Below are 14,497 nucleotides of genomic sequence, written 5' to 3' on the forward strand. Positions count from 1 at the left end.
TCCTTTTGGCCGCACACATGGACGAGGTGGGCTTCATGGTGACAAACGTCGAAGACGACGGGACTTTGTCCTTTGCTCCCGTAGGGAGGCGTCGATCCGCAGCGTCAGTGGTGGGAAAACACGTCAGGATCAAGGGAGAGATGCCTGGCGTCATCGGCTACAAGGCCATACACCTTCAAAAGAGAAGACGAGAGGCTGGCGTCACCCAAATACGAAAATCTCCGCATATATATCGGCGCAAGTTCAAAGGACGAAGCCACCCAAAAGGTAGAGATCGGCGATTACGTCTCCTTTGCGACGGACTTCAGGTGTGAAAACTCCAGGCGCAACCAGCAAGGCCTTCGACGATAGGGCAGGATGCGCAGTGCTTATGGAGATAATAGATAAGAAATGAGCGCTTCGAGGACGACCTTTATATTCGCCTTTTTGGTTCAGGAAGAAACAGGCCTTAGGGGAAGTGCGGTGTTATTTGAACAACTTCAACCCGATCTGGCCTTGGTGATCGAGGGAACGACCGCTGGAGACGATCCCGGGCTTCCCGAACATCAGTGGGCGACTCACCTGGGAGACGGTCCGGCCATCACCTTCATGCACAGGGGATACGTGGTAAATAAAAAAATTTACGAATCCATCCTGCAGTGTTGCTCAAAAATACGACATCAAACACCAGCCGAAAAGAAGGACCGCAGGGGGTACCGACGCTGCGCGCCTCGCCAAAACTGGCGGGGGAGTGCCTGCCGGCGTGATTTCCGTTCCGGCTCGCTACATTCACAGTCCCCTATCTGTAATCGACATGGGTGATTTTGAAAATACAGTCTTGCTGGTGAGCAAAATCTTAGAAGAAGGAGAGGGTTTTGCAAGATGATAGATTTAATCAAAGGAGCTAACCGAAAGTTACGGTCCAAGCGGCAGGGAAGAGGAAGTTCAAAAAGTTGTTTTAAAACACCTTGAAGGCCACATAGATGGCCATAGATTTGACCCCTTGGGCAATTTGCTGGTTTGGAAAAAAGGCAAAAGTGACAAAAAGGTGCTGCTCGATGCCCATATAGACGAAATCGGACTTGTAGTCACAAACATCGACGATAAAGGTTTCCTGAGGATAGAACCGGTTGGCGGAGTTTCTCCCTATACCTACGTGGGCCACAGGGTTAGATTCCCCAAAGCTACAGGAGTGGTTTACTATGAAGGCGAAACACCGGATGAGCAAAAGAAAAATTTATCGAACCTGACCTTCGACCACCTTTTCGTGGACATCGGCGCTCTACGACCGAAAGGAAGCGGAAAGTTTGGTCCCCATAGGCACCTTTGGCGTTTATGATTCATACTTTCACAGAAAACGGCAAGTATCTTGTTTCCAAATCCATGGACGACAGGATCGGTTGTGCCGTTTTAGTCGAAGTCTTAAAAAATTTAAAAGACCCGAAACACACGGTAATAGGGTCTTTTTCCGTTCAGGAAGAAATCGGACTTGTCGGAGCGTCAGTGGCTGCATACGATTTTTCTCCTCAACTTTGCGTCGCCGTAGACGTTACCGATTCGGCCGACCATCCGAAGGGGCTTAAAAGGCATGCCATGGCTTTGGGCAAGGGCCCTGCCATAAAGATCAAGGATCGAGCCTCGATAAGCCACAGGAAGGTCGTCGAGACTGTTAGAGCAGGCTGCACAAAAATCAGGCGTGTCTTACCAAAAGGAAGTTTTGACTTTTGGAGGCACAAATGCCGCAGTCCTTCAAAGGACCAAGGAAGGCATCCCTTCGGCGACGCTTTCTATACCTACCAGATACGTCCATTCGCCAAGCGAAACCGTATGCCTAGACGATGTGGAAGGCGCGGTAAAATTGCTGGCGAGCTTCGTCAACTTGGAACTAGAATTTTAATGCCTTAAAAGCAGACTTGTTTGGTTAGTTTAACGTAAACTAAAAAATGGGTCGCTCATGTACATAGCGACCCATTTCGTATAGATTGTGCGGTTACTTTTTTATGGTGTTTTTCAGCAAGCGCCCGTCTTCAAAGGCGATGATAAACATCGAACTTCTCGGGTGCGGCGCCGAAATTTCCGTTGTCAGCCAGCCAAAGGTGCAGTTCCGTGTCTCCTTCGACCTCCATATTGAAGGACCCGTCCGTATCGGACAGCATCCCTCCAGATGCCGCGCGGGTCACTACTATATTCCATATGTCGTTTCCCGGAATGGTATCCCAAGTTCCGCTTTTGCTGTCCTTTGCCTTGATGGTTATGCTTTCTATGGTCCCCTTGGTATTAATGAGCTTGAGCAGCACGTGGGCGTCGGGGTTCGCATCGGGCGTGGCAAGAAGCGATGAAACCTCGCCTTTTTTCAGGTAGTTCATCGGACCCTTGCCAAGATAAGTAGCCCGAATTTTGTCTGAAACCTGAGCAGCACCGGGAGGCGCTTTAGTCTTTGGAGCCCGCTTCTCCTTCAACGGCGCGGATTACCTCCTTTTCCAGGATACTTCCGTCGCTCATTACCACGAGGACTTTATATTTCACGTCGCCCTCAGTGATGGTGCCGTTATCGGTGAGCCACAGGTTGAAGTCCTTCTTCCCGGACACATCTCAAAGAAACTGAACCGTTGCTTTCGTTTAAGACGTTTCCGGAAGAGTCCGTCACCGCAACGAGCCATTTCCCGTTTCCCGGTATCGTATCCCATTCCGAGGCTCCGTCATCGCCGCGGACGATGAAGTTGATGATCTTTCCCTCGGCTACCAGTTCAAGGGCGATCTTCCAGTCGGGCTTTCCGTCGCCCTTCAGGGCCTCGCTTCTTGAGGTCAGGTCTCCCTCTTGTAGGGCTCAATCAACACTGCAGAGAGGATGCCCTTGTCCGACGGACCGGCTTTGCAACTTCCTGACGCTCTGCTACTTTGCGCAAGACCGTGCCGTCATTGAACTTAACGATCACTTCATATCGCGTAGCGCCGGCTGCAATGGAGCCGTTGTCGGCAACCCAAAGGTCCAAGTGTCGTATCGCCCTCTACGGCAAATTTTACGCTTCCGTCCTCCCTGTTTCGCAGCTTGCCGTCGGTGTACACCGCTATGGCCCATATGCCATTGCCAGGGACGGTATCCCAGGCCGAAGATGTGCCGTCCACGTTTCTTATCGAAATTTCTTCAACTACGGATATGGCGTTAAACCGTACCTTAAAGTGGGCGTCTCGTACGCCGTCGCCATGGATCTTTTCTGACTTACCTACGACATCTTTGTCTCCAATCCCCAATCAAGACTGCCGATAATTCTTCGGACCTGCAGGCAATTCGGCCTTTTCAACTTCCTCGCGTTTAAAAATGTCGGGCATTCCCGGAACGGTTGTCTTCGCCGTTGCGGTGCTCCCGTCCATGAATGAAACGGTGACCTCATATTCCCGTGTTTCCGAAAAGGCGGTACCGTCGTCGGCAACGTAGAGATGAAGGGTAATTAAAGCGAGAAATGGTTTGGTCGAAAAGGACCCCGAGGCAGTTGTTAAATCCTCTCCCTTGCCGTCTTGTACGATCATTCCCCATTTCTCGTTGCCGGGAATTGTGTCCCATGCCCTATCCGTTCCTAGAGCTTTAAGCTCTACCCCCGTGACAGCTCCGGCGCCTTTAATGGAAACGATGAAATGAGCATCAGGTTTGCCGTCCGGTTTCAAGGTCTCTTTCATCCCCAGAAGGTCCGTTTCGGTGCCTTTGAAAGTAAAACTTTGTATTTCACCCATGGCAGCGAAGGCAGAATTAACAAATAGCATCGAGACAGCTATCAAGAAAAGGAGAAGGGCTGCCTTTTTCATTGATTTCATGGCTCAATCCCCCTTTGAATAAATTATTAATTCATCTGCTACTAAGATATTATAACATGTCACAATGACGCATCGGTATTATTTACGATAACGAACGAGTCTAGGTTGACTAAAACACCAATAGAGTGGTATGGTTAATAAACCGTTATAACGCACATATTGATCGTTATAATAAACAGAATGAGGGGAGTTGTCGATGGAAAATATGCAACTGATTTTGGCTTCTAATCTCCGAAGAATTAGAGAGGAGCGCAGGCTCAGCCTCGATAAGGTATCGGAACTGACAGGCGTGAGCAAGAGCATGTTGGGCCAAATCGAGCGCGGAGAATCAAACCCCACTCTCCAGACAGTCTGGAAAATAGCAAATGGACTGCGAGTCTCGCTCACGGATCTTACCGAGGTTCCTAGGTCAGAAACGGTGGTCATCTCAAAAGAGAATATTTCTCCCATCGTCAGTGATAACGGACTATTTCGGGTATATCCTGTTTTTCCTTTTGATGGGGAGACTAGATCTGAGATTTTGGCCATTGTCCTCGAGAAAGGAGCTTATTCTTGTTCCGAAGCCCACAACGCGCGAACTCCATGTTTTGGGGCGGCGCAGATCCGTTAAAATTCGAGTGCTTCCTGGCGCCATGTTTTGGGGGCTATATTCGTTAAAATTCAGCTTCCTGTAGAACAGCTTAGTGAAGTTGATCCTTTAATGATCAATCATCTCGGAAAATCCCCTTGCCCTAAACCTCGGGCGCTTCGACCAATATATGTATCCCTTCTATGAAGCCGATGTAAAGGCTGGCCGTTTGGATCGCAAAAAGGCACAAGAGCTCGTGGAATGCCTCTGGCTTAAACTTTCAGAGTGGGTGTGGACCATCTCCTCTAACACGGCCAATTACTTTGCCGGATATAACCAGTTTCAAAATCTAACCGTGGGTGGCCGAAAACGAGACGGAAGCGACGGCACCAATGAGTTATCTTATATTTGCCTGAAGGCCACGGAGAGCGTCAAGACCCATCAACCGGGCTTGAGCGTACGAATTCATCCCGATTGCCCAGATGAATTCCTCATGGCCGTGGCCGAACTCGTGAGCAAGGGGTTGGGATTTCCCGCCATCCATAGCGATAGGGCAGGATATGAAATGTTACTTCAGATGGGGTACGATCCCGAAGATGCAAGGGATTGGAGCAATTGTGGTTGTGTCGTTCCCCATTTCAGAAAGACGGGAGAATGGACTTCCGCCGTTAACGTCAACTTTGGAGCAGCCTTAGAGTATGCATTAAATCAAGGGAAGAGTCGTCTGTCGGGTAAGCTTATGGGGTTACCGGAAAAACCTATAGAGGAGTTTGCCCATTTTGAGGAAGTGAAAGAAGCCTTTTTTAGACAACTTTCTAATCTAATAGAACATGCCGTGATAGGAACGGTCGTAGCCCAAAAAATTCATATGGAAATGGTCCCGCGCCCCTTTTTGTCGGCCTGCGTAGACGGATGTCTGAAAAAGGGGGCAGATCTCAGTAAGGGTGGGGCAAATTATAACATAGGGCCCGTGTTAACCGGGATCGGCCTTGGGGTAGTGGCCAATTCTCTGGCCGCGATAAAGAAACTTGTCTTTGAGGACAAAATTACATCTCTGGGAGAGCTCAACCTTGCCCTAGATAAAAATTGGGAGGGTTTCGAGGAATTGCGCAATCAGGCTCTTGGCGTCCCCAAGTATGGAAATGACGATCCTGTGCAGGCTTAATGAGCCTAACATAGCTGTTAAGACCTTATTCCCGGAAAAGTAAAGAGAGATGCAGGATGCCATCATAGCCCGAACGGAGCATGGCTCCTATTAACTTTTAAGATGAAAGACAAAAAAATCTGCGTATCGCAGATACTTCATTTTACCGTGAACGACGGAGAAGGGATCCGCTCCACTGTTTTCCTAAGTGGATGTCCTTTGCGGTGCCTTTGGTGTTGCAATCCCGAGACATGGACACCAGTTCCCAAGGAAAGCATGCTGCCTTCGGGGATGCGCGAGATAATGGGTCGTTTTATGACGGTGGAAGAAATTGTTCGAGAACTTAAGCGCTATTTTATTTTCTATAGAGCTTCAGGCGGGGGCGTTACGTGGTCTGGGGGTGAACCATTCTTTTCTCCCGAGTCGTTGCGCCTCTTAGTAAACGCCCTTTCACACTTCGGCATTTCCCAGGCGGTAGAGACTTCCTGCTTTTTCAGTTGGGAAGAGGTGGCAGATATAGTGGCAAAGCTGGACTTTATATTTGCTGACATTAAGCATATGGACTGCCTTGAACATAAGCGGCTTACGGGAGTGGAAAACAGCGTTATTCTCGATAACATCAGGCGCATTGGCGCTACGGGGATTGAGACGGTCATCCGCGTTCCCCTTATCAAAGACGTCAACGATAGCGAGGAAAACATAAGGCACACTGCACGGTTTGTTTACCAACACATGACATGGAAGAAAATGGAGATGCTGCCATACCATAATCTCGGGACCTTTAAGTATAGCTTGCTGGGGCTCGAGGAGTTTCGACATGATTTCAAGGCACCCTCCAAAGAGCATATACGCAGGCTCGAGGAGATCATCGCCGAAGAAGGAGTGGAGGTTGTCCGCTTTAAATAAAATATGAAGACTGCTGAAAAACAAATATACATAAAGAACACTTGGTGTAGCTTTATTTTTGCTCAGCCCCTATTTAAACTATAGTTCATTTACGGGAGATTCAGACATTTTTTCAGCAGCCCCATCTTTATTCTAAAAACCGAAGATAGGCTAAAGCTCGATAGTCAGTCGCTGTTTGAACGTTAACGTAGAATATCGATCGCTTGCTCTGTCGTTTTGTCATCAATCCTGTTATTGCTATAATAATCTATATCATCTTTTTGGGAGTCTCATTAATCCAACAAATGAGGTTTACTGTCGATGAAGGACGTGACCAGTCGCTATAAGGGTGCTTTTTTTGTCCTTTTGTCCGCTTTCTTATACGGATTTATCCCTATCCTTGCCGTGTTTGCCTATAAGAAAGATGTCAGCGTTATGTCTTTTCACTTGGTGCGTTTTACTATTGCATCTGTTGCTCTTTTCTGCTTGCTTTATTTACGGAGGGGAAAAGCTGCGCTGATGGTGGGCAGGAAGAACCTTTTTCAATTATTCATACTTGGCGGTGTCCTCTTTACCCTCACAAGTTTTAGTTATTTTTCGAGTTTTAAATACATCCCGGCGTCCATGGCTGCCCTTATTTTTTATTCTTATCCCGCCTTGGTTTCTGTTGGTTCTTCTTATATTAATAAAGAATATCTCTCAATAACTCTCATTCTTGCGATAGGAGTGTCTTTCACGGGCCTCGTATTTCTTTCCGGAAAAACTGCGATTTCAGTCAGCATCAAAGGAGTCTTGCTGGCCGGTCTCGGGGCTTTATCATATACGTCTTATATCCTTTACGGAAACTTCATCATAAAAGACGTGCCCTACCAGGTAGTCGTCGCGTACGTCTGTTTCTTTTCTGCAATTTCTTTCCTCATCTTAGGGTCGGCCGCGCGTGGTTTGGCCCTTCCCAATGCAAGTTCCACGTGGGTGTTGCTCTGTTTTGTTGCTTTTGTTTCCCTTTTCGGGTTTCTTGCTTTCTTCCTCGGAGTTGAGCTGACCTCTCCGTCAATAGCTGCGATCTTAAGCATGGCAGAACCTCTCGTAACTGTCGTTCTGTCTCTTTTAATCTTTAAGGAATACCTGAGCATCACTCAGTACTTCGGAGGGGTCCTCGTGCTTGCGGGGTCATTTTTAGCTCTTAAAGCATCGGCGTCGCGGTAAATTGAAGGATCCAAAATGAGGATCAATGTCCTTTTGGCAGGAGTTCGGGGCCGTTTTGTCCTTTTTGATTTCCCGCAACGTCTTGGCCCCTTAATTGGCAAGTTGTGACCTTGCCCATTTAGCCCGATTAAAGCAATTTCACCATTTCTGAAAGTTTCTTGGCATTTTTGACCGCCAGGGCTTCGAAGTCGTTGTTGAAGTAAGCGTAGACGTCGATGCCTTTTTCAAGTAACGTCTTTACGCGCTGCGCCCAAGGCAGGAGTTCTTCTTCGCTGTAGTCCCACAGGTAAGTATTTTTGCCCAATCCGTGAAAGCGAAAATAGCTGGACTCTGCCGTCACGGGTGCTTCATCGGGAAAACCCCTGCGGCTTATCCCAACGAAGGCGACCTCGTGTTTGGATAAAATTTCCGCAGTTTCGTCTGAGCTTATCCCACCAGGAAAGGTGCCTGAATTCAATGGCTTGCCTTCTGGTGTTTTGGCAAAAGGTGGCAAAATTCGTCCAGCAATGAAGCGTCATATTTAAGCGAAGGCGGAAGCTGCCACAAAACGCATGAAAGCTGGGGCAGCAGGGCAAATCTCTCGAAGAAATTTTTCACTTCTTCCTCGCAACCTTTGAGGCGCCGGTAATGGGTTATCCTCCTTGAACCTTTGGCGGCAAAATAAAAACGGGGAGGAACCTTTTTAGCCCAAGACCGAAGCATGTTTTCAAAAGGGGTTCGGTAAAAGGACATGTTTATTTCAACGGTTTGGAAATCTTGGGCGTAATAAGAAAGCCTATCGCCAGTCCTTAAGTCAGGTGGATAGTAGTTTCCGTTCCACGATTCGTAAGACCACCCGCTGCAGCCGATTAGGCACTTTCCTTTTTCGTCTTCCCTGGGCCAAGGGTCCCTGAGTCGCCTTTTGGCCCATAGATCGGCTCTTGTCTCCCGCTTTCGGATGACCTCTTGCCAATCTTCTTTGGTGCGCACGTAGTTTCGGGATCTTTTCTTTTTCGTGTTCTAACTGTAGGTGAGCGATTTCGTGAAGGAGCAGGAACCTGAAAAGTTCAGATGGCGTGATGTCATCGGTTTCCCCATTGGCCGTAGTAGTCTTCGGGGTCGAAGCTTTGAAGAATCTCCACCCAGGCTTCTCCCTCGGAAGCTTATGGTGATTCGGGCGAACATATCGGCGCCCAGATATTCCCTAAAAATGAGCTTTACTCCCCACGCAGAAGCAAGCTCTTCAAGCCACGTCTTTTCTGCTTCGTTCAGCTTTAACATCTTATTCTCATTAACCATGAGGTATCGTCACCCTTTTTATAAACGAGGCCGCTGCGATGGCATCAATAGAGAGCGCTTAAAAAGTTAAGCAATGGAGCCTAAACGCGTTATATCTTCGCGCAGGCAATTGTACTCAAAGGTCATTTTTTTTCTGGCCAACGCCGGAAAGATGTCGCGCCATGGCAGGTCTTTATCAGCTGTTCCTTCTGTCTTCCAATCCACGACGACTAATTTATCACCCCTGGTAGAATGTTTGCGCACCAGGAAATTAGCAGGATTGGCCCAGTCATATATCACAAGGTCGTGTTCGATTAGAAAATCGTGAAGGTCTTCCAAAAGGTCCAGGGCGTGCTTCAACTTGTCTGGGTTATTTTTCACGTAAACGTCGATGGGTCGTGAAAATGAGCCATCCTCGTCACTAACGCGCTCGACGACCAGCCCGGGTCCCAGGTTGGTCATCACGATGCCATAACATCTGGGCGCGTGTTCGAAAAATTCTTCGCCTATTTTAAGGGCCACAGAGCGGTAGACTCTTGCTTCTTCTCGGTTAGACCAAAAATCTATGAGCCAGGGCATTAGGAGTCTTTTAAGTCGCTTTCTCGGAGAAATGTGGTAACCCTTCTTTCCAAAGCCTGTCAACTTTTATGCATAAATTTGGGTCCCCTGGATGCACGTAAGCCTCTCTTTTACTGCCGCTGTGGATCAAAAGCTCAGGCCTTAGCGTTATTATCTTGTCAGGTTTAAACCGCGGTTGCAGAGCTGGCGATTTAAAAAACATGGGAAAAAGATCGGCCAGGAAATACTTATAGTTATCCTTGGGAAGGAAGGCATTCATCCAAAGCCTTAGAGCTTTTTTGTAAACCTTTTTCGCGCCCCTTAGGTTACCGTTCGCCTTATAAATTTCGGCTAAAAGGTCCAAGTATTGAACCAGATCCGGATGATTTTCGCCAAGTTCTCTTTGGGCTGTGTCCAAAGCTTTTTCCGCATTGCGCAGGGCTTCATCGTAGTTGTTGTCTTGAATCAATTTTTTTATGTTCAAGGCTTCAATGGTATCGTTCAAAGGGGGCGCCTCCTTAAATAAAAATCCTTTATGTATTGTACAACATGGACTGTTTTATTTGACTGCGCTACAGAATGTTTTTGACTTTTTATAGACTTTGTTGATATTTCTATTACAACATTTCATTTAAATGATAAAATGGATACGTTGAGCGTAAATTTCTTTAGAATTCATAGCCCTTTAATGGATCGAAGTTCCGCACCATGAACTGTTAAATAATAAAAGATAATCCAGGGTGTGATCTTGTATGTTAAAAGCAAAAAAGATCCCCGTCAGTGATTTAGAAAAATTCAAAGGAATTGTGGCCGAGGATGTCGTATCAAAAGCTAAGGCACTTATATTGCCTAGAGGTTCAAATCTTTCTTGGTTAAGCAGTGTAGCGAAGAAAAATTTGATCGCAAAGCTCAAAGCAGAAGGGATTGAATATATAAGCGTTTACTCGAGCGATGTTGACCTGCAGAATAATTTTTTTAGTCAAGGTGCGGAATATAAAGAAAAATTAGATGTACCGGTCAAGCGAATCGACCGAGAGTTGGCAAATCAAACTATGAAGCAAATCGGCGATCTTTATCAGAGGATAGCTAGCGGTGAGGATGCCAGAGACTTGTACGAGTCTCTTATAGTTACGGGACATATCTTAACGCAAGAGATTTTGCAATCGGATGCTATAACTTTATCCCTGATCAAGGTGAGGGAAAAGGACGAATATACTTATGTACACTCCTTTAACGTTGCATTGCTTGCCGGTTTTTTGGCGGCAAGGTTAAGCAGAAGGGATAAAAAGTTAGTAGAAAAAATTACGATTGGCGGCTTGGTTCACGATATCGGCAAAGCTTTGATCCCCCTTGAAATTCTCAACAAGCCCGGACGTTTGGACGATAGAGAGTACGCAATTATGAAAGCTCATCCCGTTGATGGCTTTAACCTTGCGAGGCAAAACGGCATAGAGGACTTAGTGATACTTTCCATCATAAGGTGGCATCATGAAAGAGTAGATGGCAAGGGATATCCCGATGGACTTACAAGAGACGCTATCCCGCTTGTTGCTCGGATCGCCGCTGTGGCTGATGTATTTGATGCCGTTACGACGGACCGCGTCTACAGGACTGCTGAATCTCCTTATAATGCCATCTCCTTAATAATCATGGGAGCAAACACTCACTTTGATCCTGAAGTGGCAAGGGAATTGGTATTGGCTCTTGGCTTATATCCGCCGGGTACTGTTGTCGAGTTGTCCAATCAAAGCACCGCAGTCGTAATTGCGTCCAACCACGGCGACATGATTCGACCGGTCGTTATGGTTCTCTCGGATTTTAACGGCGTGTTTCTTGAAGAAGAACACGTTATTAATCTAAAACAAGCACCTGGTCTCTATATAAAAGGAGTGATAGGCAATTTTAATGAATAAAGAAACAAAGGGCTTATAGAAAATTCTCTTAAAAATAAGGGCAAAGCATGGTCAATTCTTATGCCTTTCGCTGTTGTCGTCCGCCACACAGTTGGCGGATTATTTTTATGATTTTAACCGGCTTTTTCAACAGTTTCGATGGATGATGTATTAAAAGAAGACTCCAGTTTTTTAAACAGATATAGCGATATTATAAAGGCTACGACAGAAGAAATGGGTTGACACCACCATATGCCATTAATGCCAAAAAGGGCGTTTAAGGTTACCGCAGCCGGATAACGAACCAGAATATTACGCGCAACCTGGGCGAATAAGTTGTAGTGCGTGTGCCCTGCACCCTGGAATACGCCGCCTATTATAATTGTCAGTGCGACTATGGGATAGCCAGTGGTGGAAGCTCTTATGGAGGCCGTTGAATAAAGGGATGTCAGGCCATCTGGCTTGAAAATGGACAAAAAGAACATGGGAAAGATGTATAGCAAGATTCCAATGCTGCACATCAATATGGCAGACCATTTAGCCGCAAAGACAAATCCGGCCTTAACTCTGCCGTAATCGCCCTTGCCCAAATTGTAGGCAACGAAGGGAACTAAAGCTGCATTGAACCCAAATACTACCAGGAAGGCGATATCTTCTATGCGGTTACCAAGCGCCCATCCGCTTATCGCCGCTTCCCCGTATTGGGCAAGTATCCTGTTGAGCAAAGCTGCACCGACCGAAAAACTAATCTGGGATAGGGAAAGCGGAAGCCCAATGGCTGTGACATTGCGCCAGGTAGGAATCGTGTTTCTCGCGAAACTAAACTTAGGGTGTATCTTGCTATGCTGCTTCAGTTTTGAAATGGAGTATAACAAAGTTAGCAACCTGCCCACGAGCGTCGCAAGCGAAGCGCCGCCTATTCCCAAGCCAAAGGTGAACATGAACAATGGGTCTAAGGCTATATTTACAGCATTTCCTATCAGCAGGCTGGACATGGGCACTATGGCATTCCCCTGGCTCCGGTAAACGGCATCCAGTAGCAGACTACATGAAGCTACGGGAAAAGACCAAATTTGCCAAAAGAGATACTTATTTAAGTAGACCATTGCCTCCGGGCTTGCGCCCATGAAGGCAAAGAAGGGATCCCTCACGCTTGGGATTAAAAGTATGCATGGCAACAGGGATATCATGAAGACGAGGGAAAGGGTGGCATTTGCCAGGTAGCGTCCGCGATAAAGTTTTCCCATGCCCAAGTTCCTGCTTATGAGCGTGGTAGCTCCGATAGTACAGCCACTCATCAAGGCATACTCCACGAATATAACGGGCAATATGAGAGACATGGCTGCCAGGGGTACGGTCCCCAACCAGGCCACGAACATTGTGTCCGCTATGTGAAATATCGTATGTCCCAGTGTCGCGATAATGGAAGGTATCGCAAGGCTCCACAGCACATGCGGTACAGGGTCTTTCCCCATGTCCACGTTTACGGTCTTTCTGCGCTGCACATTTATTCTCCTCTTATATTTCTTAACTAGTGTGGGCTTGTTTCAGGTTAAGAGCCGGACGAAGAACACTCTGTTGAAGCTTGTAGGAACCCCGCCTCGCGAGCCAGCTTCTTTTTATGTTTTACAAATGCCTTCCTCCAACGTCCGGTGCTAAAGACAAGTATCATCCCAATACCCTGGACAATATCGGAAGCGTTGATTCCAAGCCAAATCCCTTTATAACCCATTTTGAGGACGAGTGCAAAAAGGTATGCAAAAGGTATTCTAAAACCAAGTTGACCAATTGCGTTGACGATGGTAGGCACTTTGGTGTCTCCCGCGCCATTCATCGCCTGGCCAAGGATGAGCGAAAACGCAAGAAAGGGGAATGTCAAAGCTAGATAGTGTAAATACGAGCTGCCTATAGTAACGACCTCCGGATGGTCGTTGAAAAATCTTACGAGACCTGGCGCAAAGGTCAGGAAAACTATGATGATCGGGATGAGAATAAGCTCGTAATATGCAACGGTGCGCCATGCAGCTTTTTGCGCCCGCTTGGGCTTTCCAGCGCCCAGATTTTGTCCCACTAAAACGGCAGCAGCGCCAGCAAATCCATTGCCGGGCACTATGACGAGCGTCCTAAGCCTCGCACCTATTCCATACGCCGCAAGAGTCACGTGACCGAAGGACGTGACCAGGCGCATCAAAAAGAGGAAGGACACTTCACGAATAAAGACTTGAAGCGAGGCAAAGGAACCAATACTAATAATCCTTTTCATCAAAGGGGGAAGAGGCTTAAGGTATTTGAGCTTTAAATGAAGCGTAGAGTGTCCAACGAGAAGATGTCTTAAAAGAAATAAGACGCCAATGCCTCGGGTTAAAACCGTCGCTATGGCAGAGCCGGCTACGCCCATTGCAGGGAAAGGACCATACCCCATGATGAGCATCGGATCAAGAATGATGTTAAGGATGTTTGCAATTATCAGCGCGTACAAAGGAGTCTTGGCATCACCAGAACCGCGCAGAGCAAAGTTTATCCCTACAAAAATAAAAATGGAAACAGCGAATGCGAAGTTTATTTTAAGGTATTCTCCCGCATAGATTAAAACGTCCCCTGTGGCTCCAAAAAGCCTTAAAATGGGGTCCACAAGAAAAAGCGCTACTAATACCATGACGCCCGATCCGATAATGCCCAGGATAAGCGTTTGCCCTAAAACAATATCCGACATCTCGTGATTTTCTTCTCCGGTAAAGTGTGCGATGAGAGCCATCGTTCCTACGGCAATGCCCTGAACCAGCATCATGAGTATAGCTACAACTGTACCGGCAATAGCAAGTGCGGCTACTTCAACGTGTCCTAATTCACCGACAAAATATAAGTCCACCATCGAGAAAAGATCTTGCAGCAACCCGCCAATCATCATTGGGGCTGCAAGCTTCCATATGGACCGTGAAAGTTCGCCTTCTACTAAGTTTTTTTCAATTCTTCGTTCGCGCTCATTTGCCATACAAAAATCGCTCCTTGCAACTTTTGGTCTTCCGTAAAATTCAATCAATCATAGCATATTTAAAGATTATATCATGCACCATAGAGGTATTTACATTTGTATGTGCCGAAGGATAAAAAAGGAATAAATCTGCAATTAGCAAATTGTCCGTCTTATCTAGACTCCAAGCTTGACCCTCTGTGTATACCTACAATATGATATAAACG

The 14,497-nt window shown here is 46.9% G+C and carries 19 protein-coding genes and 1 pseudogene; 9 read left to right on the top strand and 11 right to left on the bottom strand.

The features are described from left to right. Positions 1-17: 17 nt before the first annotated feature. From AC5SXE_RS05355 to AC5SXE_RS05370, 4 genes and pseudogenes are all read left to right on the top strand, one after another. Positions 18-573: pseudogene (locus AC5SXE_RS05355) on the top strand (M42 family metallopeptidase); the annotation flags it as partial. A gap of 85 nt (positions 574-658) precedes the next feature. Continuing rightward, positions 659-865: a hypothetical protein gene (locus AC5SXE_RS05360; protein ID WP_493917283.1), complete on the top strand. Its 207-nt coding sequence runs from the start codon at positions 659-661 to the stop codon at positions 863-865. A 117-nt stretch (positions 866-982) separates the two neighbouring features. Then, positions 983-1,318: a hypothetical protein gene (locus AC5SXE_RS05365; RefSeq protein ID WP_493916865.1), complete on the top strand. Its 336-nt coding sequence runs from the start codon at positions 983-985 to the stop codon at positions 1,316-1,318. Continuing rightward, positions 1,315-1,884: a hypothetical protein gene (locus AC5SXE_RS05370; protein ID WP_493916866.1), complete on the top strand. Its 570-nt coding sequence runs from the start codon at positions 1,315-1,317 to the stop codon at positions 1,882-1,884. Before AC5SXE_RS05365 ends, AC5SXE_RS05370 begins: the two co-directional genes overlap by 4 nt. A 122-nt stretch (positions 1,885-2,006) precedes the next feature. Here the strand turns inward: AC5SXE_RS05370 and AC5SXE_RS05375 are convergent, their stop codons facing one another. From AC5SXE_RS05375 to AC5SXE_RS05390, 4 genes are all read right to left on the bottom strand, one after another. Further along, the gene (locus AC5SXE_RS05375; RefSeq protein WP_493916867.1) at positions 2,007-2,438 is read right to left on the bottom strand and encodes a hypothetical protein; all 432 of its coding nucleotides are present in this window, start codon (positions 2,436-2,438) and stop codon (positions 2,007-2,009) included. Beyond that, entirely contained in the window at positions 2,410-2,568 is a 159-nt protein-coding gene (locus AC5SXE_RS05380) for a hypothetical protein (protein ID WP_493916868.1), read from the bottom strand. Before AC5SXE_RS05380 ends, AC5SXE_RS05375 begins: the two co-directional genes overlap by 29 nt. A 348-nt stretch (positions 2,569-2,916) precedes the next feature. Continuing rightward, a complete protein-coding gene (locus AC5SXE_RS05385) occupies positions 2,917-3,231 on the bottom strand; it encodes a hypothetical protein (protein ID WP_493916869.1) in 315 nt (104 codons plus the stop codon). Then, positions 3,232-3,789 carry a hypothetical protein gene (locus AC5SXE_RS05390; RefSeq protein ID WP_493916870.1) on the bottom strand — a complete coding sequence of 186 codons (558 nt, stop codon included), beginning with the start codon at positions 3,787-3,789 and terminating at the stop codon, positions 3,232-3,234. It lies immediately after the preceding gene. A gap of 196 nt (positions 3,790-3,985) precedes the next feature. Here AC5SXE_RS05390 and AC5SXE_RS05395 point away from each other — a divergent pair, with 196 nt between their 5' ends. From AC5SXE_RS05395 to AC5SXE_RS05410, 4 genes are all read left to right on the top strand, one after another. Beyond that, the gene (locus AC5SXE_RS05395; protein ID WP_493916871.1) at positions 3,986-4,399 is read left to right on the top strand and encodes a helix-turn-helix domain-containing protein; all 414 of its coding nucleotides are present in this window, start codon (positions 3,986-3,988) and stop codon (positions 4,397-4,399) included. 100 nt (positions 4,400-4,499) lie between these two features. After that, a complete protein-coding gene (locus tag AC5SXE_RS05400) occupies positions 4,500-5,522 on the top strand; it encodes a pyruvate formate lyase family protein (protein WP_493917284.1) in 1,023 nt (340 codons plus the stop codon). A gap of 102 nt (positions 5,523-5,624) precedes the next feature. After that, positions 5,625-6,407, top strand: coding sequence for a glycyl-radical enzyme activating protein (locus tag AC5SXE_RS05405; RefSeq protein WP_493916872.1), 783 nt, complete (start codon positions 5,625-5,627; stop codon positions 6,405-6,407). 300 nt (positions 6,408-6,707) lie between these two features. Then, positions 6,708-7,592, top strand: coding sequence for a DMT family transporter (locus tag AC5SXE_RS05410; RefSeq protein WP_493916873.1), 885 nt, complete (start codon positions 6,708-6,710; stop codon positions 7,590-7,592). A 127-nt stretch (positions 7,593-7,719) separates the two neighbouring features. On the opposite strand, the gene AC5SXE_RS05415 is transcribed toward AC5SXE_RS05410, so the two are convergent. The 5 genes from AC5SXE_RS05415 to AC5SXE_RS05435 all read right to left on the bottom strand — a co-directional run bounded on the left by AC5SXE_RS05415 (position 7,720) and on the right by AC5SXE_RS05435 (position 9,912). Beyond that, a complete protein-coding gene (locus tag AC5SXE_RS05415) occupies positions 7,720-8,049 on the bottom strand; it encodes a DUF72 domain-containing protein (RefSeq protein ID WP_493916874.1) in 330 nt (109 codons plus the stop codon). After that, positions 8,046-8,561 carry a DUF72 domain-containing protein gene (locus tag AC5SXE_RS05420; protein ID WP_493916875.1) on the bottom strand — a complete coding sequence of 172 codons (516 nt, stop codon included), beginning with the start codon at positions 8,559-8,561 and terminating at the stop codon, positions 8,046-8,048. The genes AC5SXE_RS05415 and AC5SXE_RS05420 overlap by 4 nt, the downstream gene beginning before the upstream one ends. A gap of 30 nt (positions 8,562-8,591) precedes the next feature. Next, complete coding sequence (locus AC5SXE_RS05425) at positions 8,592-8,870, bottom strand: hypothetical protein (RefSeq protein WP_493916876.1); 279 nt, start codon at positions 8,868-8,870, stop codon at positions 8,592-8,594. A 66-nt stretch (positions 8,871-8,936) separates the two neighbouring features. Then, positions 8,937-9,371 carry a YrbL family protein gene (locus tag AC5SXE_RS05430; RefSeq protein WP_493916877.1) on the bottom strand — a complete coding sequence of 145 codons (435 nt, stop codon included), beginning with the start codon at positions 9,369-9,371 and terminating at the stop codon, positions 8,937-8,939. Positions 9,372-9,438: 67 nt separating this feature from the next. Further along, entirely contained in the window at positions 9,439-9,912 is a 474-nt protein-coding gene (locus AC5SXE_RS05435) for a tetratricopeptide repeat protein (protein WP_493916878.1), read from the bottom strand. A gap of 247 nt (positions 9,913-10,159) precedes the next feature. On the opposite strand from AC5SXE_RS05435, the gene AC5SXE_RS05440 reads away from it, so the two are divergent. Continuing rightward, positions 10,160-11,320, top strand: coding sequence for an HD-GYP domain-containing protein (locus tag AC5SXE_RS05440; RefSeq protein WP_323720586.1), 1,161 nt, complete (start codon positions 10,160-10,162; stop codon positions 11,318-11,320). Between the two features lie 113 nt (positions 11,321-11,433). Here AC5SXE_RS05440 and AC5SXE_RS05445 read toward each other — a convergent pair whose 3' ends face one another. Beyond that, positions 11,434-12,804 (bottom strand): MATE family efflux transporter, encoded by a 1,371-nt coding sequence (locus AC5SXE_RS05445; RefSeq protein ID WP_323720585.1) that lies wholly within the window; start codon positions 12,802-12,804, stop codon positions 11,434-11,436. A 47-nt stretch (positions 12,805-12,851) separates the two neighbouring features. Beyond that, a complete protein-coding gene (locus AC5SXE_RS05450; protein WP_323720584.1) occupies positions 12,852-14,291 on the bottom strand; it encodes an MATE family efflux transporter in 1,440 nt (479 codons plus the stop codon). Positions 14,292-14,497 lie beyond the last annotated feature (206 nt).

It is taken from the genome of Acetomicrobium sp. (assembly GCF_059026225.1).

Coding starts and splice junctions, on each gene's coding strand:
- AC5SXE_RS05370 (WP_493916866.1), top strand. CDS start 1,315: ATGATTCATACTTTCACAGAAAACGGCAAGTATCTTGTTTCCAAATCC.
- AC5SXE_RS05390 (WP_493916870.1), bottom strand. CDS start 3,789: ATGAAATCAATGAAAAAGGCAGCCCTTCTCCTTTTCTTGATAGCTGTC.
- AC5SXE_RS05395 (WP_493916871.1), top strand. CDS start 3,986: ATGGAAAATATGCAACTGATTTTGGCTTCTAATCTCCGAAGAATTAGA.
- AC5SXE_RS05405 (WP_493916872.1), top strand. CDS start 5,625: ATGAAAGACAAAAAAATCTGCGTATCGCAGATACTTCATTTTACCGTG.
- AC5SXE_RS05410 (WP_493916873.1), top strand. CDS start 6,708: ATGAAGGACGTGACCAGTCGCTATAAGGGTGCTTTTTTTGTCCTTTTG.
- AC5SXE_RS05425 (WP_493916876.1), bottom strand. CDS start 8,870: ATGGTTAATGAGAATAAGATGTTAAAGCTGAACGAAGCAGAAAAGACG.
- AC5SXE_RS05440 (WP_323720586.1), top strand. CDS start 10,160: ATGTTAAAAGCAAAAAAGATCCCCGTCAGTGATTTAGAAAAATTCAAA.
- AC5SXE_RS05450 (WP_323720584.1), bottom strand. CDS start 14,291: ATGGCAAATGAGCGCGAACGAAGAATTGAAAAAAACTTAGTAGAAGGC.